The 16,603-nt window shown below is 61.0% G+C and carries 19 protein-coding genes; 11 read left to right on the top strand and 8 right to left on the bottom strand.

Annotated features, from left to right (window positions below; translation table 11 throughout):
* On the bottom strand, positions 1-265 hold a 265-nt coding region (locus ASD64_RS21460; protein ID WP_210171807.1), incomplete at its 3' end, for a hypothetical protein.
* Positions 266-356: 91 nt separating this feature from the next.
* Positions 357-1,880, bottom strand: a complete 1,524-nt coding sequence (locus tag ASD64_RS04195; RefSeq protein WP_056101129.1) for a sensor histidine kinase — start codon at positions 1,878-1,880, stop codon at positions 357-359.
* A gap of 163 nt (positions 1,881-2,043) precedes the next feature.
* Between ASD64_RS04195 and ASD64_RS04190 the strand changes: the two genes are divergently transcribed.
* The 4 genes from ASD64_RS04190 (at position 2,044) to ASD64_RS04175 (ending at position 4,548) form a co-directional block, all read left to right on the top strand.
* On the top strand, positions 2,044-2,571 hold the full coding sequence (locus ASD64_RS04190; RefSeq protein ID WP_244480704.1) for a thermonuclease family protein: 528 nt from the start codon (positions 2,044-2,046) through the stop codon (positions 2,569-2,571).
* Between the two features lie 121 nt (positions 2,572-2,692).
* The gene (locus ASD64_RS04185; RefSeq protein ID WP_056101123.1) at positions 2,693-3,304 is read left to right on the top strand and encodes a glutathione S-transferase; all 612 of its coding nucleotides are present in this window, start codon (positions 2,693-2,695) and stop codon (positions 3,302-3,304) included.
* A gap of 28 nt (positions 3,305-3,332) precedes the next feature.
* On the top strand, positions 3,333-3,950 hold the full coding sequence (locus ASD64_RS04180) for a uracil-DNA glycosylase family protein (protein WP_056101122.1): 618 nt from the start codon (positions 3,333-3,335) through the stop codon (positions 3,948-3,950).
* A 106-nt stretch (positions 3,951-4,056) separates the two neighbouring features.
* Positions 4,057-4,548, top strand: a complete 492-nt coding sequence (locus ASD64_RS04175; RefSeq protein WP_056101119.1) for an Lrp/AsnC family transcriptional regulator — start codon at positions 4,057-4,059, stop codon at positions 4,546-4,548.
* 17 nt (positions 4,549-4,565) lie between these two features.
* On the opposite strand, the gene ASD64_RS04170 is transcribed toward ASD64_RS04175, so the two are convergent.
* Positions 4,566-5,120, bottom strand: coding sequence for a hypothetical protein (locus tag ASD64_RS04170; RefSeq protein WP_056101115.1), 555 nt, complete (start codon positions 5,118-5,120; stop codon positions 4,566-4,568).
* Between the two features lie 276 nt (positions 5,121-5,396).
* Here ASD64_RS04170 and ASD64_RS04165 point away from each other — a divergent pair, with 276 nt between their 5' ends.
* The 3 genes from ASD64_RS04165 to ASD64_RS04155 all read left to right on the top strand — a co-directional run bounded on the left by ASD64_RS04165 (position 5,397) and on the right by ASD64_RS04155 (position 8,097).
* Positions 5,397-6,800: an L-serine ammonia-lyase gene (locus tag ASD64_RS04165; protein ID WP_056101112.1), complete on the top strand. Its 1,404-nt coding sequence runs from the start codon at positions 5,397-5,399 to the stop codon at positions 6,798-6,800.
* 75 nt (positions 6,801-6,875) lie between these two features.
* On the top strand, positions 6,876-7,313 hold the full coding sequence (locus ASD64_RS04160) for a DUF1489 family protein (RefSeq protein WP_056101110.1): 438 nt from the start codon (positions 6,876-6,878) through the stop codon (positions 7,311-7,313).
* Positions 7,314-7,404: 91 nt separating this feature from the next.
* Positions 7,405-8,097, top strand: a complete 693-nt coding sequence (locus ASD64_RS04155; RefSeq protein ID WP_056101107.1) for a hypothetical protein — start codon at positions 7,405-7,407, stop codon at positions 8,095-8,097.
* A 46-nt stretch (positions 8,098-8,143) separates the two neighbouring features.
* On the opposite strand, the gene ASD64_RS04150 is transcribed toward ASD64_RS04155, so the two are convergent.
* Positions 8,144-9,514: a D-alanyl-D-alanine carboxypeptidase gene (locus tag ASD64_RS04150; RefSeq protein ID WP_056101555.1), complete on the bottom strand. Its 1,371-nt coding sequence runs from the start codon at positions 9,512-9,514 to the stop codon at positions 8,144-8,146.
* Between the two features lie 262 nt (positions 9,515-9,776).
* Between ASD64_RS04150 and ASD64_RS04145 the strand changes: the two genes are divergently transcribed.
* The 3 genes from ASD64_RS04145 (at position 9,777) to clpA (ending at position 13,167) form a co-directional block, all read left to right on the top strand.
* Positions 9,777-10,109, top strand: a complete 333-nt coding sequence (locus tag ASD64_RS04145; RefSeq protein ID WP_056101104.1) for a phasin family protein — start codon at positions 9,777-9,779, stop codon at positions 10,107-10,109.
* Between the two features lie 265 nt (positions 10,110-10,374).
* The gene (clpS, locus tag ASD64_RS04140) at positions 10,375-10,701 is read left to right on the top strand and encodes an ATP-dependent Clp protease adapter ClpS (RefSeq protein WP_056101101.1); all 327 of its coding nucleotides are present in this window, start codon (positions 10,375-10,377) and stop codon (positions 10,699-10,701) included.
* Between the two features lie 6 nt (positions 10,702-10,707).
* Positions 10,708-13,167 carry an ATP-dependent Clp protease ATP-binding subunit ClpA gene (gene clpA / locus ASD64_RS04135; protein ID WP_056101099.1) on the top strand — a complete coding sequence of 820 codons (2,460 nt, stop codon included), beginning with the start codon at positions 10,708-10,710 and terminating at the stop codon, positions 13,165-13,167.
* Positions 13,168-13,251: 84 nt separating this feature from the next.
* On the opposite strand, the gene ASD64_RS04130 is transcribed toward clpA, so the two are convergent.
* A complete protein-coding gene (locus tag ASD64_RS04130) occupies positions 13,252-13,674 on the bottom strand; it encodes an HIT family protein (RefSeq protein WP_056101095.1) in 423 nt (140 codons plus the stop codon).
* Between the two features lie 73 nt (positions 13,675-13,747).
* Between ASD64_RS04130 and ASD64_RS04125 the strand changes: the two genes are divergently transcribed.
* Entirely contained in the window at positions 13,748-14,083 is a 336-nt protein-coding gene (locus ASD64_RS04125; RefSeq protein WP_082549857.1) for a DMT family transporter, read from the top strand.
* On the opposite strand, the gene ASD64_RS04120 is transcribed toward ASD64_RS04125, so the two are convergent.
* From ASD64_RS04120 to ASD64_RS04110, 3 genes are read right to left on the bottom strand one after another with little or no spacing between them, the layout of a single operon-like run.
* The gene (locus ASD64_RS04120) at positions 14,052-15,290 is read right to left on the bottom strand and encodes a GNAT family N-acetyltransferase (RefSeq protein ID WP_056101549.1); all 1,239 of its coding nucleotides are present in this window, start codon (positions 15,288-15,290) and stop codon (positions 14,052-14,054) included. The two genes, ASD64_RS04125 and ASD64_RS04120, sit on opposite strands and share 32 nt — an antisense overlap.
* Positions 15,291-15,332: 42 nt before the next feature.
* On the bottom strand, positions 15,333-16,058 hold the full coding sequence (locus tag ASD64_RS04115; protein WP_056101093.1) for a glycerophosphodiester phosphodiesterase: 726 nt from the start codon (positions 16,056-16,058) through the stop codon (positions 15,333-15,335).
* 12 nt (positions 16,059-16,070) lie between these two features.
* Positions 16,071-16,535: a RidA family protein gene (locus ASD64_RS04110; RefSeq protein WP_056101090.1), complete on the bottom strand. Its 465-nt coding sequence runs from the start codon at positions 16,533-16,535 to the stop codon at positions 16,071-16,073.
* Positions 16,536-16,603: the final 68 nt, after the last annotated feature.

The raw sequence follows: 16,603 nt of genomic DNA, 5'->3' as shown, positions 1-16,603 counted from the left end.
CATCACCCAGCCGCACACCGTCATGCGACCAATCCGGCACCGACGCTTCCCCTCGATACCCGGTGCGCACCGAGTTTCCCGCAGAAGCGATGGCACGGATTATGGGAGAGGTACAAAGAGAGTGGATAAGGGCGGTGACAGGTTTTTGCTCGAAGTGAGCAGGATCAACGGGTTGGCGGGCGAGATGGGCGGCAGGTGGGCTGTTCGATCCCCATTCCGGACCGTTGACAGGCTGCCGCACCGTCACGGCAAGGATCCCGGACATTCCTTTCCCGCTCCGCTCGAAGAGAATTCCGGGATGACGAAGTGGGGGCGTTGGAGTTCAGCTTCCGGCATGAAGCCGCGAAGGAGGCGGATCAGCGCCGTCTGGCGTTGGCAACTTCTCTCGTCGGCAAGGCCGGCAATTCTTCCATCACGCGTGTGGGCGGGAAAATGACGATCGCCTCCGTGCCCTCGCGCAACTTGGAGTGAAGCTGCAAATCGCCTCCATGCATGGCAATCAGCCCCTGCACGATAGGCAGGCCGAGCCCGGTACCTTGCTCGGCGCTCTTGATGGCGATCGACCCCTGGCCGAAAGCCGACAGCACGACCGGAATCTCTTCCGCCGGGATGCCCGGCCCATTGTCCTTGACGGAAATGTACTGGCCGCCGCCCGCCGTCCAGCCGACGCGCACGCGCACCTCTCCGTCCGAGGGCGTGAACTTGATGGCGTTCGACAAGAGGTTGAGCAGGATCTGGCGCACCGCGCGTTCGTCGGCAAACAGGCGCGGCAGCGTCGGCTCGAACTCCTGGATGATCCTGATGTCCTTGTTGCGGGCCCTGAGTTCCATCATGTGGCAACTGTCTTCGGCCAGCGCCAGCAGGCTCATCGGCTCCTCGTTGAGCTGGTAACGGCCGGCCTCGATGCGCGACAGGTCGAGGATTTCATTGATCAGGTTGAGCAGGTGCTGGCCCGAATCATGCACGTCGCCTGCATAGTCCCGGTAGGTCGGATTGCCCATCGGCCCCAGCACCTCGTTGGCCATGACTTCGGAGAAGCCGAGGATGGCGTTGAGAGGCGTGCGCAATTCATGGCTCATCGAGGCCAGGAAGCGCGATTTGGCCAGGTTCGCTTCCTCTGCGCGGCGCCGGGCCTCGTCGGACATCGCATTGGCTGTCTCCAGTTCGGCGATCAGCGAATCCTTTTCCGAGCGGAACGACATCAGCATGACCGAGGAGCGGTTGAGGTGGCGCGCCACATAGGAGAAAAACGGCAGTGCCACCGCCAGCAGCGCCAGCATGACCATCTCGATCGGCATCATCGGCTTGGCGCTGACATAGGCGTAGGCAACGATCGGCACGGCAAAAGTCGCAACCAGCGCGCCGCTGAGCGAAGAGGTCATGATGGCGGTCGCGGCCATGGCAAGCAACAGCACCACCGCCTTGATGACCTGGAACTGGTCGATGCCGCAGGCTCCACAACTGAGCGAAGCGAAATAGGCCCAGCCAAGGCCGCTCAGAAGGTGCGCGATGAGGAAATAGCGTTGTGTCTGCGCCGGCTTGATCTCGGCCGCTTCGGTTTTGTCGGTACGCCTTGCAATGAATGCCAGGCCGGCGTTGAAAAGCACGGTAAGTGCTGCCCAGATCAACATCTGGCTGCCCATCCCGGCCAGCATTCCAGCCGCGGCAATGGCCGCAACCAGCAGCGGAATGACGGTTACGCTGCCCACCATGGCATGGGCATGCAGCTTCAGCATCTCGCGGTCGAAGTCGGGACTGCCGGATTGCTGCGCCAGCCGGTCACGCGTCTTGCGCACCGCGCGCGCCACATCGCTGTTGCGATGCGGTCGGCGACGATCCACAATGAACTTGTCCGCCGTGTTTGAGCGTTGCAAGGGCATTAAAAACTTCAGCTTATGCGGGTAGCCTGTTCAATTGCCAACGCTACAATCGAATGCTTAAGACTTTGTTTGCCATATGAGCCGTGACTGGTCGCGAAGGCCCCGGCACCGCTATTTTTCGCAGCAAAAGCGCAGTCTGCCGCGCAGGCTTCTTGACTACGGCGTGACGATCCTGCTGCTCGGCGCGCTGATTTTCCTCACCGCGAAGTTGAATGAGATGGATACGCGCACCGCAGAGGGTAGGGCTGTCATCATCGACGGCGATTCCATCGAGCTTGGCGGCCAACGCATCCGGCTGCGCGGCATCGACGCCCCGGAATACCGGCAAATGTGCAGTCGAAATGGCGCTGACTATGCCTGTGGCCGCGCCGCGCGCGAAGCCTTGGCCAGGCTTACTCTCGGGCGGACAGTGACCTGCAGCGGCTGGCGCAACGACCGCTACGGCCGATTGCTTGGCGACTGCGCGGCGGGCGGCACCGATCTCAACAGCGCGCAGGTCGCTGCCGGATGGGCCGTCGCATACGGCGATTTCGAGCGCGAGGAACCAAGCGCCCGCGCCGCCAGGGCCGGCATCTGGGCCGGAACATTCGACTGGCCGCAGGATTGGCGCGCTGCAGAGAACGGGCGTGTCGAGCCGAAGCATGACCTCGTGGCCGCATTTGGAGATTGGCTGGAACGGCTCTGGCGTTAAAGCCGCATTTCCGGACGCAAAACCGCTTCGCACTTTTGCTGGAAATGCTCCATGAGGCGTATTTAACAGCATGTGAGAGGGGCCTATATTCAGGGCGAAATGCGTTTCCGGGGAGATTTGAATGAAGCTTTTCGACGGCGGACGGGCACCGAACCCGCGCCGCGTGCGGGTGTTCCTTGCCGAGAAAGGCATCGAAGTGCCCTTGGTGCCGGTCGACATGGGGGCGATGGAACATCGCGGCGCGGCGGTAAGTTCGCGCAACCCGTTGCAGCGCCTGCCCGTGCTCGAACTCGACGATGGCACGATCCTCACTGAATCGGTCGCTATTTGCCGCTATTTCGAGGAACTGCATCCCGAGCCGGCCTTGTTCGGGCAGGGGGCGCTGGGCAAGGCCGTCGTAGAGATGTGGCAACGCCGCATGGAACTGAACTTCATGACCAGCGTCGCCAGCGCCTTCCGCCATATCCATCCCGCCATGAAGGAATGGGAAGTGCCGCAGATTCCGGAATGGGGCGAGGCCAACAAGCCGAAGGCCATCGAATTCCTGCGCTTCCTCGATGGTGAACTGGCCGCGCGCGAATTCATCGCCGGCGATGCCTATTCGATTGCGGATATCACCGGCCTGATCGCGGTCGATTTCATGAAACCGGCGCGTATCCACGTGCCCGAAGACTGCGCCAACGTTCTGCGCTGGTACAAGGCCGTGTCCAGCCGGCCGAGCGCTGCCGCGTGATGCGCTATCGCCATGCAGGGCCTTCGTCATGAGCCCTGAACTTTCGAAGCTGGCGGCAGAAGTCCGCGCATGCCGTATCTGTGTCGAGCGCCCGCTCGGACGGCCGTTGCCGCATGAACCGCGACCCGTCGTGGTGCCGTCGTCCAACGCCCGTATTCTCATCGCCAGCCAGGCGCCTGGAACCAAGGTCCATTTGAGCGGCGTGCCCTTCACCGATGCGTCCGGCGACCGGCTGCGCAACTGGCTGGGCGTCACCGATGAGGAATTCTACGATCCCGAAAAATTCGCGATCGTGCCGATGGGCTTCTGCTTTCCGGGACAAGACGCCAAGGGCGGCGACCTGCCGCCGCGCCGGGAGTGCGCACCGGCCTGGCGCGCGCCGCTGATGGCGCTGATGCCTCAGATAGACCTCGTGCTGACTATCGGCATCTACGCCCAGTCCTGGCATATGGGTTCGACGCGCCACGCCTCGCTGACCGAGACGGTGATGAACTGGCGCGCCATCTGGCAGGCACCGACAACGACCAAAGTCCTGCCCCTGCCGCATCCGTCATGGCGCAATACCGGCTGGCTGAAGCGCAACCTGTGGTTCGAAATGGAATTGCTGCCTTTTCTGAGAACGGAAATCCGCGGTCGGATCGCGTGATATCCAGGCAAATTATCACTCGCAAACTCTGCTTTTGGCGGAATTTTTTTCTTGTGAGTGTGCCGAATTAAGAGGATTATAGGTCATCTTTTCTCCAGGAGATCCTATGGACCGCCTCGACCGAAAAATTCTCCGCCTCTTGCAAGAAGACGCAACACTGGCAGTTGCCGACGTCGCCAAGAAGGTTGGCCTTTCGACCACGCCCTGCTGGCGGCGCATCCAGAAACTCGAGGAGGAGGGCGTCATCAAGCGGCGCGTGGCGCTGCTTAATCCCGAGAAAATCAACGTCCGCGTCAACGTGTTCGTCTCGATCCGCACGAATTCGCACAGCCATGAATGGCTGCGCCGCTTTTCCGAGGTGATCCAGGAATTTCCCGAGGTGGTCGAATTCTACCGCATGAGCGGCGATGTCGACTACCTGTTGCGGGTCGTCGTTCCCGACATCGCAGCCTACGACGCCTTCTACAAGCGGCTCATCGCCAAGATCGAGATTCGCGACGTATCGTCTTCCTTCGCCATGGAGCAGATCAAGAATACGTCCGAACTGCCGCTGGACTACATGGTGCTCGACAAGGAATCGGGGGCGAGTGCCGCTTGAACGCGGCTGCGGCCCTGTCAGTTCTTGGCGATCGAACCGACTGAAACCGCGTCGACGCGCTTGAGGTTCATGCCGATGACCGGCACGACCTGCTTGTCGACGCGTACCGAGACGGTGACGACCATCGAATTGTCGTCGGGGATGCGGGCCTGCATCAGCCCGTTCAATTGATTGCGGTTGATGTTGAAGACGACCTTGCGGGCGTCCACGACACTGCCGGAGACGATGTCCAGTCCGGCGCCGGCCGAACCGCCCATGAAGGTTCCCTTGTAGCCGTTGCGGCCCTTCTGCTCGACAGTGGCCGACATCTTCTGCGTGAATACGCCGACGCGGCAGGTGCCGTCGAGCGTCATCCCGACTTTCACGGCCGGAGACGAGCCGGTAAAATTGCAGGTGAACTTGGTGCCCTTGTACTTGCCCGCGACGATTTCGCCGGGGCCGACCCATTGGCCTTCCACGGATTGGAAGAAACCTTTGTCGCGTTCGGCCGCCGATCCGGCTGTGGGAAGCATTGTGCTTGCAGTTGCAGCCATTGCCAGAGGCAAAACGAAAGACACGATCACGCTTTTCATCGATGACACCCGGCAGCGGAAAACTGAGGAAGAACCTCGTCGAACCATGAACAAGATTGGTTAATCCTTTGTCACTGGAGGCCGGCATTTTGAATTTCCGTTGAAGGCAAACGCCGGGCAGGCTCCGATGTCGCGCCGTGAGCAGCCAAGGTCGGCATAAACAGCGTGGCCGAACCGAAAAGAGCGGAAAAACAAATCTGGAGTCTATATGTACGTGCCAGACGTGATGTACGTGCCTGACGCGCGGTTGCTCGGGCTTGGGGAGATTTAGGCGCCTTGTTCCTTTCGGTTTTCGACCTGTTCAAGATTGGTATCGGACCTTCGAGTTCCCACACCATGGGGCCGATGACGGCGGCTGCCCGCTTTCTTGCGGAAATCCTGTCGGGCGACTGGCCTCGCCCCGTTGCAACCGAAGTCGCTGGCGTCGGTGCCAGCCTGCACGGATCGCTGGCCTATACCGGCCTCGGCCATGGTAGCGACAGGGCGGTGATCCTGGGGCTGACAGGCCTGGTGCCGACCACCGTCGACCCGGATCAGGTCGAAGGCATAATCGCCGAAATCGCCGCGAAGAAACGCGTGTCGCCGCCCGGACATCCCTCTTATCGGTTCGACCCGGCGACGGATCTCGTGCTCGACAAGAAGACGCCGCTCACCGGGCATGCCAACGGCATGACGTTCTACGCCTATGATGCAGGCGGCCGGCTGCTGCTCAAGCGCATCTACTATTCGATCGGCGGCGGGTTCGTCGTCTCGGATGAGGAATTGCAGCGCATGAAGGCGCGCGGTTCGGCGACCACAGAAGCCAGGAAGGTGCCTTATCCCTTCAAGAACGCCGCCGAAATGCTGGCGATGGCGGCAAAGAGCGGGCTCGCCATCGCCGAGATGAAGCGAGCCAACGAAGAAACACAGATGAGCCGGGAAAAACTCGATGCCGGTCTCGATGACGTCTGGGCCGCGATGAGCGGCTGCATCGATCGTGGGTTGTCGCAGGACGGCATCATGCCGGGCGGCTTGAAGGTTCGTCGCCGGGCGCGCCAATTGCATGACAAGTTGAAGGAACAGTGGAGCCAGAACCGGCCCAACCCGCTGCTCGCCAATGACTGGCTGTCGATCTATGCGATGGCGGTGAACGAGGAGAATGCCGCCGGAGGACGCGTGGTCACGGCGCCGACCAATGGTGCGGCAGGCACGTTGCCCGCTGTACTGCGCTACTGGCTGCACTTCCATCCCGAGGCCGATCAGCCGAGCATTCGCGACTTTCTCCTGACGGCAGCCGCGATAGGCGGCATCATCAAGAGCAATGCTTCGATCTCCGGTGCGGAAGTGGGTTGCCAGGGCGAGGTCGGCTCGGCGTCGGCTATGGCGGCGGCAGGCTTGTGCGCCGTCATGGGCGGTACGCCCGAGCAGGTCGAAAATGCCGCCGAAATCGCATTGGAGCATCATCTGGGCATGACCTGCGATCCTGTCGGGGGACTTGTTCAGGTGCCCTGCATCGAGCGCAACGCACTGGGCGCGGTCAAGGCGGTGACGGCGGCGTCCCTGGCCATCAAGGGCGACGGCAAGCACTTCGTGCCTCTGGATGCGGCGATTGAAACCATGCGCCAGACCGGCCTCGACATGAACGAGCGCTACAAGGAGACAAGTCTCGGCGGACTGGCCGTCAATGTCGTCGAATGCTGACGCAGCCTGTGCATAGAGGTGTCGCGGACCGTGCTTGTCGTTGAATGCCAGGTTTTCAGGGACTAGATTTCTGCCATGGCCTTGAACATCCTGAAATTGTGCGTCGGCTGCGACAGCGTCGAGGATCTTGAGGAATGGGTTGCCTCGTGCCTCGATGAGCGCCGCCGCAACAAGCAGCCCGTCGAGCATTGGCACACCACCCGCATGATGCCGTCACGTGGCGCGGAAGTTACCGACGGCGGCTCTCTCTACTGGGTCATCAAGGGCAATGTGCAGTGCCGCCAGCTCATTACCGAGATCAGGCCCTTCACCGACGGCGAGGGAATCGGCCGCTGCCAGTTGATGCTTGATCCGGAAGTCGTGCGCACCGAATGGCAGCCGCGCCGGGCTTTCCAGGGCTGGCGCTACCTGAAGCAATCCGATGCGCCGACCGATCTCGGCAAGGGCAGGGCGGGCCTGGCCGAAATGCCGCCGAAACTGAGACAGGAACTGGCGGAACTCGGCCTCCTGTAGTTTCACCCGAAACAGGCATAATATCGCAGTTCTGACAGCAGCGCGCGCCACTGCGTGTGGTCATACGCGGTATTCAGGGTGATTGGACGATATGGGTTTACTGGCTGCAATTCTGGCTTTGGCGCTGGTCGCGCTCGTTGCATTGGGCGGCTTCCTGCGAGCCGATCCACAGCAGTTGGCCCGCAGTTTCAAATTGACCGGCCCGTTCATTGCGGGCCTGGCAGGTACGGCGCTGCTATTCACAGGGCGGCCGCTTTTTGGCGGATTGATCCTTGTTGCTGCCATCGGCTGGTACAGTCTGGCCGGACGAAAGCGTGTGGCAAAGCCGGCGAGCAAGGCACTTGTGCGGACCGCCGCCCTTGAAATGGAAACCGAGCCCAAAACGGGCAAGGTTGAAGGGCTGGTGCTGGCCGGCCGGCAGGAAGGCAGAATACTGGGGTCGATGGATTTGAAGGAACTTCGGCAACTGCATCGCGAACTGGTTGCCGATCCCGACAGCCAGAAGCTACTGGAAATGTATCTTGATGGCCGGTTTCCCGTCTGGCGCGAAGACGCGCAGCCGAACCGTCGCAAAAGGTTGCGTGTTGCGCCAGGTCCGGGCTCCATGACTAAGGAGGAGGCCTACGAGATCCTTGGTCTTGAAGCGGGTGCCGCCGCGACGGATATCCTTGAGGCGCACCGCCGCCTGATGCAGAGCCTGGGCTCCGATGTCGGTGACGGCACGTCTGTCCTGGCGGCGAGGCTTAACGAAGCCAAGGACGTCCTGCTCTCCAATCACGACTGACTCTCCTTCGATCCGAAACTTGTCCGGGAGATGGTCCACGCGTCGCCTATTGCTCGATGGCGAAGCACTCGATCCGCTTTTTCTTGAGGGCGTTGCAAGCTTTCAGTGCTGCCGTCTGGTTGTCGAAACCGCTGAAACGGGCACGGAAATAGGTTACGCCGCCCTTGCTGAACGGCATGGTGAAGCCCGAGGCGTCGGCAAGAACGGTGCGGGCCTGCCTGGTGGTCTTGTCGAGAACAGCTTCCGCATCCGACTTGCTGGGCGACGAGGCCACCTGCACGACCCAGCCGGAGGGCAGGGAGGCGGTTTTCACCGGGTCGACAGCATGGGCAGTCTCGGGTTCCACATAGGCCTGGGCGAACGGGATGTCGGCAGGCTCGGATGCCGCAGCGGCCACCGCCTTCTTTGGCTCCGGCGCTGCAACCAGTGCCGGGGCGGCGCTTGCGACGACGACTTCGCCGGCATCCGGACGGCTGTCCGGCGTCGGTGCGTCGCGCTTGGGCAGTATGACCTTGGCAAGAGCCCGCACGGGTGAATTGTCGTCGATCTTGGCAATGAGGTCGCCGCCGCCACGCTTCGAGGCCTTGGGCAGATACGCGTTGATCAGCTTTGCCATCTGGTTGTCGCGGCTGGCGCCCGACGTTCCACCCATGACCACCGCGACCAGGCGACGGCCATCGACCGCAACCGAAGAGACGAGATTGAATCCGGATGCGCGCGTGTAGCCGGTCTTGATGCCGTCGACGCCCTTGATGCGGCCGAGCAGGCGGTTGTGACCGTTGATGCGCTGGCGCCCGTACATGAACGAACGCTGCGAGAAATAGTCGTAATATTGCGGATAGTGTTCCCTGAGCGCGATGCCGAGGGTGGCCATGTCGCGCGCGGTCGTGAACTGTCCCGGATTCGGCAAGCCATGGGCGTTGCGGAACACCGTGCCGTTCATGCCGAGCGCCCGCGCCTTTGCCGTCATCATTTGTGCGAAATTGGCTTCGCTGCCACCCAGCATTTCGGCCATTGCGGTCGAGGAATCGTTGGCGGACTTGGTCACCATCGACAGGATTGCCGTTTCGACGGAAACGGAACTGCCCTTGCGAACGCCGAGCTTTGTCGGTGGTTCAGCCGAAGCGTTGGCCGAAAAGGGAACCTGCGTCGATTTGGTGATCTTGCCCTTCGCCAGTGCCTCGAAGGTCAGATAGAGCGTCATCATCTTGGTCAGTGATGCCGGGTAGCGGCGGGCGTTCGCGTTCGAGGCGTAAAGCGTCTTGCCGGTATTGGCATCGACCACGATGGCGGCGTCGCGGGCCGCGTACGAGACATTCGCTGCCGTCAGGACGAAGGTGGCAGCCATTGCAGCCGTCGCCAAGGTCCTGAATGACCATGCTGATTTGGAAAAAATACCCGACAACGCCTTACGCACTGTTTGTTCCTTTGGATTTTTGTTGCGGTCGAGGCGGCAAAGGTCCGGCCTCATTTTTTGCCAAACTACGGAGGCACCGTTACCAATCCGTTTATGGTAACCGGCGCGTTCACCATTTTTGTCGGGATTGAAACGATCTTTATTTGAATCTTAGCAGTGGTCGGCGCAGCGCGACGGTCGCGGAGTCATTGACTTTTTGTGCATCGCACAATATCTATCTGGCATCGCACAATTCGCCCAACCGTCCACAGGAGCGCAACCGATGTCCGAACAGACCTACGAGGATTTCAGCAAATACGGCAAGGAATTCGCGGATTCCGGCCTCAAGAGCTTTGCATCCCTTTCCAAGGGGGCGCAGGCCATTGCGGTCGAGGCGACCGAATACGGCAAGAAGAGCTTCGAGGCCGGCAGCGCCCTGATCGAGAATCTGCTTTCGGCCAAGTCGCTCGACAAGGCGATCGAAGTTCAAAGCGACTATGCGAAGCAGTCCTATGAGGCGTTCGTGGCCGAGGTCAGCAAGATCGGCGACCTTTATGCCGAACTGGCCAAGGACGCTTACAAGCCGTTCGAATCGGTCATCGCCAAGGCCGGTTAATCTTTTTTTAGAGAGCCACATGCCGGTTTAGCCGGCATCGGAACCCGGTTGCGCATGCGCAGCCGGGTTTTTTCACGCCTCATCAAATCAAGGTACCCGGGATTTTACGCCTTCATGCCAAGATTGGCTGCACGGCTGTATTGTCAGCTAGGCAGAAGGGCTTAAAATCTGACTCGGAACACCTACATGTCGCTTCGCATGGGGGCTGGACGAGAGGCAGGGTTAAGTGACTAGCAGTCTGGTTGCCACGACAAGGGTAGCGCGAATGCAGAGCGGCAGCGACGGCAATGGCGCCGGTCGCGGAACAGCCGTCATCACGCGCACCAAAACCAAGACGAAGAAGCCCAGCCTCTACCGCGTGCTTATCCTGAACGACGACTACACCCCCATGGAGTTCGTCGTTCATGTGCTGGAACGATTTTTCCAGAAGGACCGCGAAGCCGCCACACGCATCATGCTCCATGTCCATAACCACGGAGTAGGCGAATGTGGGGTCTATACTTTCGAGGTGGCCGAGACCAAAGTGTCCCAGGTCATGGATTTCGCCCGACAGAATCAGCATCCGCTGCAATGCGTGATGGAGAAGAAGTGAGGTAACATGCCGGCTTTCTCCCAAGGCTTGGAAAAGGCACTTCACCAGGCACTGACGCTCGCCAACGAGCGTCACCATGAATATGCGACCCTGGAGCACCTGTTGCTCGCGCTCATCGACGACGCCGAGGCGGCGGCCGTCATGCGGGCCTGCAACGTCGACCTCGACGACCTGAAGCAGACGGTGCTGACCTATATCGATACGGAACTCGACAATCTGGTGACCGGATACGACGAGGATTCCAAGCCGACCGCCGGCTTCCAGCGCGTCATCCAGCGCGCCGTGATCCATGTCCAGTCGTCAGGTCGCGAAGAGGTGTCCGGCGCGAACGTCCTGGTGGCGATCTTTGCCGAGCGGGAGAGCCATGCGGCCTATTTCCTGCAAGAGCAGCAGATGACGCGCTACGATGCCGTCAACTATATCTCGCACGGCATCGCCAAGCGTCCAGGGGCTGCCGAGAATCGTACGCCGCGCGGGGCTGAGGACGATCAGCCAGGCGTGAACGGCGATCAGCAGGAAGATGGCGGCAAGAAGAAGCAGCAGGATGCGCTGACCGCCTATTGCGTCAATCTCAACAACAAGGCGCGGGCCGGCAAGATCGATCCGCTGATCGGGCGCGCGCCTGAAATCAACCGCACCATTCAGGTTCTATGCCGCCGTTCCAAGAACAACCCGCTTTATGTGGGCGATCCGGGCGTCGGCAAGACCGCGATCGCGGAAGGCCTCGCCAAGCGCATCGTCGACGGCGATGTCCCCGAGGTGCTGGCCGATGCCACCATCTTCGCGCTCGACATGGGAACGCTGCTTGCCGGCACCCGCTATCGCGGCGACTTCGAAGAGCGGTTGAAGCAGGTCGTCAAGGAACTTGAAGACTACCCCGGCGCGGTGTTGTTCATCGACGAGATCCACACCGTCATCGGTGCCGGCGCCACCTCGGGCGGGGCCATGGATGCGTCAAACCTGCTCAAGCCTGCGCTGTCGTCCGGAGCTATCCGCTGTATCGGATCAACGACTTACAAGGAATTCCGCCAGTTCTTCGAGAAGGATCGGGCGCTTGTCCGACGCTTCCAGAAGATCGACGTTAACGAACCGACTGTCGAGGACGCCATCGAGATCATGAAGGGGCTGAGGCCTTATTTCGAGGAGTTCCACAAGGTCAAGTACACGACCGATGCGATCAAGGCTTCGGTGGAACTTTCGGCGCGCTACATCAACGACCGCAAGCTGCCGGACAAGGCGATCGACGTCATCGACGAGACGGGTGCTTCGCAGATGCTGGTGCCGGAAGGGAAACGCAAGAAGATCATCGGCATCAAGGAGATTGAGGCGACCATCGCCACGATGGCCCGTATTCCGCCGAAGACGGTTTCCGCCGACGACGAGAAAGTGCTGGCCGGCCTGGAGAATGAACTGAAGCGCGTCGTCTACGGCCAGGATACCGCCATCACGGCGCTGACCTCGGCGATCAAGCTGGCGCGGGCGGGCCTGCGCGAGCCGGAAAAGCCGATCGGTTCCTATCTGTTTTCCGGTCCGACCGGCGTCGGCAAGACCGAAGTGGCCAAGCAACTGGCCGCCTCGCTCGGCGTCGAACTGATCCGCTTCGACATGTCGGAATATATGGAGCGCCATACCGTCTCCAGGCTCATCGGCGCGCCTCCCGGCTATGTCGGCTTCGACCAGGGCGGCCTTTTGACCGACGGCGTCGACCAGCATCCGCATTGTGTATTGCTGCTCGATGAGGTCGAGAAGGCGCACCCGGACCTGTTCAACATCCTGTTGCAGGTCATGGACCACGGCAAACTGACCGATCATAACGGCAAGCAGATCGACTTCCGCAACGTCATCCTGATCATGACCACCAATGCGGGCGCATCCGATGCGCAGCGCGCGGCGATCGGCTTCGGGTCGACCAAGCGCGAAGGCGACGATGTCGAGGCGATCAACCGGCTGTTCACGCCGGAATTCCGCAATCGCCTCGACGCGATCATCCCGTTCGGGTCGCTGCCGGTGCCGGTCATCCATCAGGTGGTGCAGAAGTTCGTCATGCAACTGGAGGCCCAGTTGTCCGAGCGTGGCGTCACATTCGATCTCTCGCCGGAAGCGATCGCCTGGTTGGCGGACAAGGGTTACGACGAACGCATGGGCGCGCGTCCGCTTGGCCGTGTCATCCAGGAGCACATCAAGAAGCCGCTGGCCGAGGAGGTCCTCTTCGGCAAGCTGAAGAAGGGCGGCACTGTCCGGGTGACCGTCGAGACGAAGGATACCGGCGAGACCGGCCTGAAGCTCGAATCCCTCGCCGAGGAAGCGCGGGTCAAGCCGAAGAAGGAACCCGAGGAAGCACCGAAGGGCCGCAAGGTTCCCGCCAAAAAGCCTGCCGCCAAGAAGGCGGCGGCGCAAAAGCCGGCGCCTAAAGCCAAGGACGGCGGCAAGCGCAGCCTCGTGCCGCAATTGCCGCGCAAAGGCTGACCAGGTCAAAATGACAAAAAAGCCCCGGAAACGGGGCTTTTTCTTTGGAAGGTCGGCAGTCCGTCTGCCATGCAGAGACGGGAGCTATCGCTGCAGGGCAGCTTTGATCTTTTCGGCGTTGGCCGCCAGCACGTCCGCCTTTTCCATCTCGCTTGTGTGGGGCTTCAGCGGCACTCCCTCGAAGCGGGGAATGATATGCACATGCAAGTGATAGACCGACTGGCCGGCAGCCTCTTCGTTGAACTGGGAAACCAGTACGCCATCGGCGCCAAAGGCCTCTTTGACTGCTCTGGCTATTTTTTGCACCGTGGCAAACAACGGCGCGAACGTTGCCGGATCGGCATCGAGCAGATTGCGCGAGGCGACCTTCGGCAGCACCAGCGTATGGCCAACGCCTTGCGGCATCACATCCATGAACGCGACCGTGGCATCGTCCTCATAGACACGATACGAAGGTAGTTCTCCGCGCAGGATTCTGGCGAAGATGTTGTTGGTGTCATAGGCCATTGTCTGTTTTCTCACCCTGTCGTTGCGTAGGCATATTCGTCTCGCGGGCGCACGAATCAAGAGGTCTAGCGTGATACTCTGGAACTATATCTACCTGCTGGTTGCGATCATGTTCGAGGTCGTGGCAACGACCGCGTTGAAGGAAACGCAAGGGTTCACCCGGCTGATGCCGTCACTCGTTTCCGTCGCCGGCTATGCGTTCGCCTTCTATTTCCTGTCGCTGCCCTTGCGCTCCATGCCGGTCGGGGTTGTCTACGCCATCTGGTGCGGCGCCGGCATCATCCTGATCACCGCCATAGGTTGGCTGTGGTTTCGCCAGGCGCTCGACGCGCCGGCCCTGATCGGCATGGGCCTCATCATGGCTGGCGTGATGGTCATCAATCTGTTTTCGAAGACGCTTGTCCACTGACCTGCAACTCGTCCTTGCGAAACGGCGTATGGTCTTCCAGATATTCGCTCGTGCGGGCTACTTCGCGCCGCTCACGCTCCAGGTAATCCGCGACGGCCCGCCTGAGACCCGGATGGGCGATGTAGTGTGCCGAATGTGTGGTCACAGGCCGGTAGCCGCGCGCCAGCTTGTGCTCGCCCTGGGCACCGGCCTCGACAACCTTCAAGCCCTTGTCAATGGCGAAGTCGATGGCCTGATGGTAGCAGACCTCGAAATGCAGGAAGGGGTGATCCTCGATGCAGCCCCAGTTGCGCCCGTATAGCGCATCCGAACCGATGAAATTGATGGCCCCGGCGACATAACGCCCATTTCGCTTCGCCATGACCAGCAAGATGTCGTCCGCCATGCGTTCGCCGATCAGCGAAAAGAAGGTGCGGTTCAGATAGGGGCGGCCCCACTTTCGCCCCCCTGTGTCCATGTAGAAAGCGTAGAAATCGTCCCAGACACGCTCGGTGATGTCGCTTCCGGTCAGCCAGTCGATCGAAATGCCGCTGGCCAGCGCTTCGCGCCGTTCCTTTTTCAGTGCCTTGCGCTTGCGCGATGCCAGCGTGGCAAGGAATTCGTCGTAGGAAGAAAATCCTTCGTTGAAGAAGTGGAATTGCTGGTCGGTGCGGTGCAGAAACCCCGAGGCTTCAAGCACGTCCAGATCGGCCTGCGGCAGGAAGGTGAGATGGGCGGACGAAACGCCAAGTTTTTCGGTCACCGCCTTTACAGCCATGGCGAGGCCGGCCTTGACCGCTTGTCTGTCCTGTCCGCGGCTGACCAGAAGGCGAGGGCCGGTCACAGGCGTGAACGGCACCGAACATTGCAGCTTTGGATAATACTGCCCGCCGGCACGCTCGAATGCGTCGGCCCAGCCGTGGTCGAAGACATATTCGCCCTGGCTGTGCGATTTCACGTAGCACGGCACAGCGCCAAGCAATGCGCCGTCAGCTGTTTCCAGTCGCAGGTGATGGCCTTGCCAACCGCTTCGCCGCGTGGCGCAACCGGATTCCTCGAGCGAGCTTAAAAAAGCATGTGAAAGGAAAGGGTTGTAGCCATCCGATGAGTTTCTGGTTGCGCCGCCCAGCCTCTCCCATTCGTCTGCCGTGAACGCGCCCATGCCGGTGGCGACGCGCACGGCATAGTCTGCCGTGCCGATATCATGCTCGTTGTCACCCTGATCCATGGTCATTACTTATGACTTGCATGGGCCTGCACAAGGCGGTTTTCAGGCAACCGCCACGTCCGGCTCGAATCCTTCAAAGGTCATCTGGTCGGCATATTTGAAGGTAAGGTCCACGGCCGGCTGGTCGCGCACCGTCCAGGTGATGACCGGCATGCCGAGTTTCTTGCGCACGAAGCTTATGAAGCGATTGGGCAGATCGCCAGCGGCGTAGGAAGTGAAGGCGATGTCATGCGCGAGCATGGTGAAATGAGCCTCGATTTCGTGGTCTCGCGTGCCGCAGGCGGTCAAGCCCCCCGGTATCCCGGGCGCATGCCTTGAGAAATCGCGAATCAGCCAATGGTCGAACGACATGATGGCGGCCTTGCCTTCATAGTGCTTCAAAAGCCGGCCAACGGCCGCGACAAGTCCCTCGTCGCGGCCCGGTGTTCCTTTTAGCTCGATGACCAGGGGAACGCGGCCATTTACCAGGCTTAGCATTTCCGCCAGCGTCGGCGGGTGGTCCTGCGTCCCGCCGACCCTGAGGGCGGCCACCTCGGACGCCGTGCGCTGCCACAAGAAGCCGTCCTCTCCCGCCAGCCTTTTCAGGTCCCCGTCATGGAAGACGACGGGAACGCCGTCGGAGGTCAGGTGCACGTCGCATTCGATCGCGTAGCCTCGGTCGGCTGCTGCGGCGAAGGCCGAGAGCGTGTTCTCCCAGCGCTTGTTGTTAAGGTCATGCAGACCCCGATGGGCGATGGGCCGTGCCGTCAGCCAGGAGAGATTGCTCATGATGGATGCGTCTCAGTCGACTTCGAGAACGGATTCGATTTCGACCGCTGCGTTGAGCGGCAGCGCCGCCATGCCGACGGCAACGCGCGCATGCTTGCCGCGCTCGCCGAGCACTGCGGCCAGGAAATCGGAGGCGCCGTTGCCGACAAGGTGCTGCTCGGTGAAGTCAGGCGCCGATGCCACGTAGATATTGATCTTCACCAGCCGCCGGATCTTCTCGAGGTCGCCGAGTGCGGCCTTGGCCTGTGCAAGGATATTGATCGCGCAAAGCTTCGCCGCTTCCTGCCCCGCGGCGACGTCGAGATCGCGTCCGAGCAGGCCGGTTATAGCAAGCTTGCCGTCCTTGATCGGCAACTGGCCGGAGGGAAACAACAGATTGCCGCTCCTCACATATGGAACATAGTTGGCGGCAGGTGCGGCTGCGGCGGGCAGGGTGATGCCCAGATCGCCGAGCCGCTTTTCGATTGTTTCGCCCATGGTAATTCCCTATTGCTTGATGGTGTCGTGACGGTCGGGCCGAAACTGCTATTTTTGCCTCGCTTCCG

The organism is Mesorhizobium sp. Root157 (assembly GCF_001427385.1).
In the GTDB taxonomy this organism is placed as follows: domain Bacteria; phylum Pseudomonadota; class Alphaproteobacteria; order Rhizobiales; family Rhizobiaceae; genus Mesorhizobium.
Note: the sequence above shows the minus strand (reverse complement) of the source record. Positions and strands in the feature narration are given on the sequence as shown.

Coding starts and splice junctions, on each gene's coding strand:
- ASD64_RS04110 (WP_056101090.1), bottom strand. CDS start 16,535: ATGGGCGAAACAATCGAAAAGCGGCTCGGCGATCTGGGCATCACCCTG.
- ASD64_RS04130 (WP_056101095.1), bottom strand. CDS start 13,674: ATGGCCTATGACACCAACAACATCTTCGCCAGAATCCTGCGCGGAGAA.
- ASD64_RS04170 (WP_056101115.1), bottom strand. CDS start 5,120: ATGAAAAGCGTGATCGTGTCTTTCGTTTTGCCTCTGGCAATGGCTGCA.
- ASD64_RS04175 (WP_056101119.1), top strand. CDS start 4,057: ATGGACCGCCTCGACCGAAAAATTCTCCGCCTCTTGCAAGAAGACGCA.
- ASD64_RS04120 (WP_056101549.1), bottom strand. CDS start 15,290: ATGGATCAGGGTGACAACGAGCATGATATCGGCACGGCAGACTATGCC.
- ASD64_RS04145 (WP_056101104.1), top strand. CDS start 9,777: ATGTCCGAACAGACCTACGAGGATTTCAGCAAATACGGCAAGGAATTC.
- ASD64_RS04185 (WP_056101123.1), top strand. CDS start 2,693: ATGAAGCTTTTCGACGGCGGACGGGCACCGAACCCGCGCCGCGTGCGG.
- ASD64_RS04155 (WP_056101107.1), top strand. CDS start 7,405: ATGGGTTTACTGGCTGCAATTCTGGCTTTGGCGCTGGTCGCGCTCGTT.
- ASD64_RS04115 (WP_056101093.1), bottom strand. CDS start 16,058: ATGAGCAATCTCTCCTGGCTGACGGCACGGCCCATCGCCCATCGGGGT.
- clpS (WP_056101101.1), top strand. CDS start 10,375: ATGCAGAGCGGCAGCGACGGCAATGGCGCCGGTCGCGGAACAGCCGTC.
- clpA (WP_056101099.1), top strand. CDS start 10,708: ATGCCGGCTTTCTCCCAAGGCTTGGAAAAGGCACTTCACCAGGCACTG.
- ASD64_RS04195 (WP_056101129.1), bottom strand. CDS start 1,880: ATGCCCTTGCAACGCTCAAACACGGCGGACAAGTTCATTGTGGATCGT.
- ASD64_RS04180 (WP_056101122.1), top strand. CDS start 3,333: ATGAGCCCTGAACTTTCGAAGCTGGCGGCAGAAGTCCGCGCATGCCGT.
- ASD64_RS04160 (WP_056101110.1), top strand. CDS start 6,876: ATGGCCTTGAACATCCTGAAATTGTGCGTCGGCTGCGACAGCGTCGAG.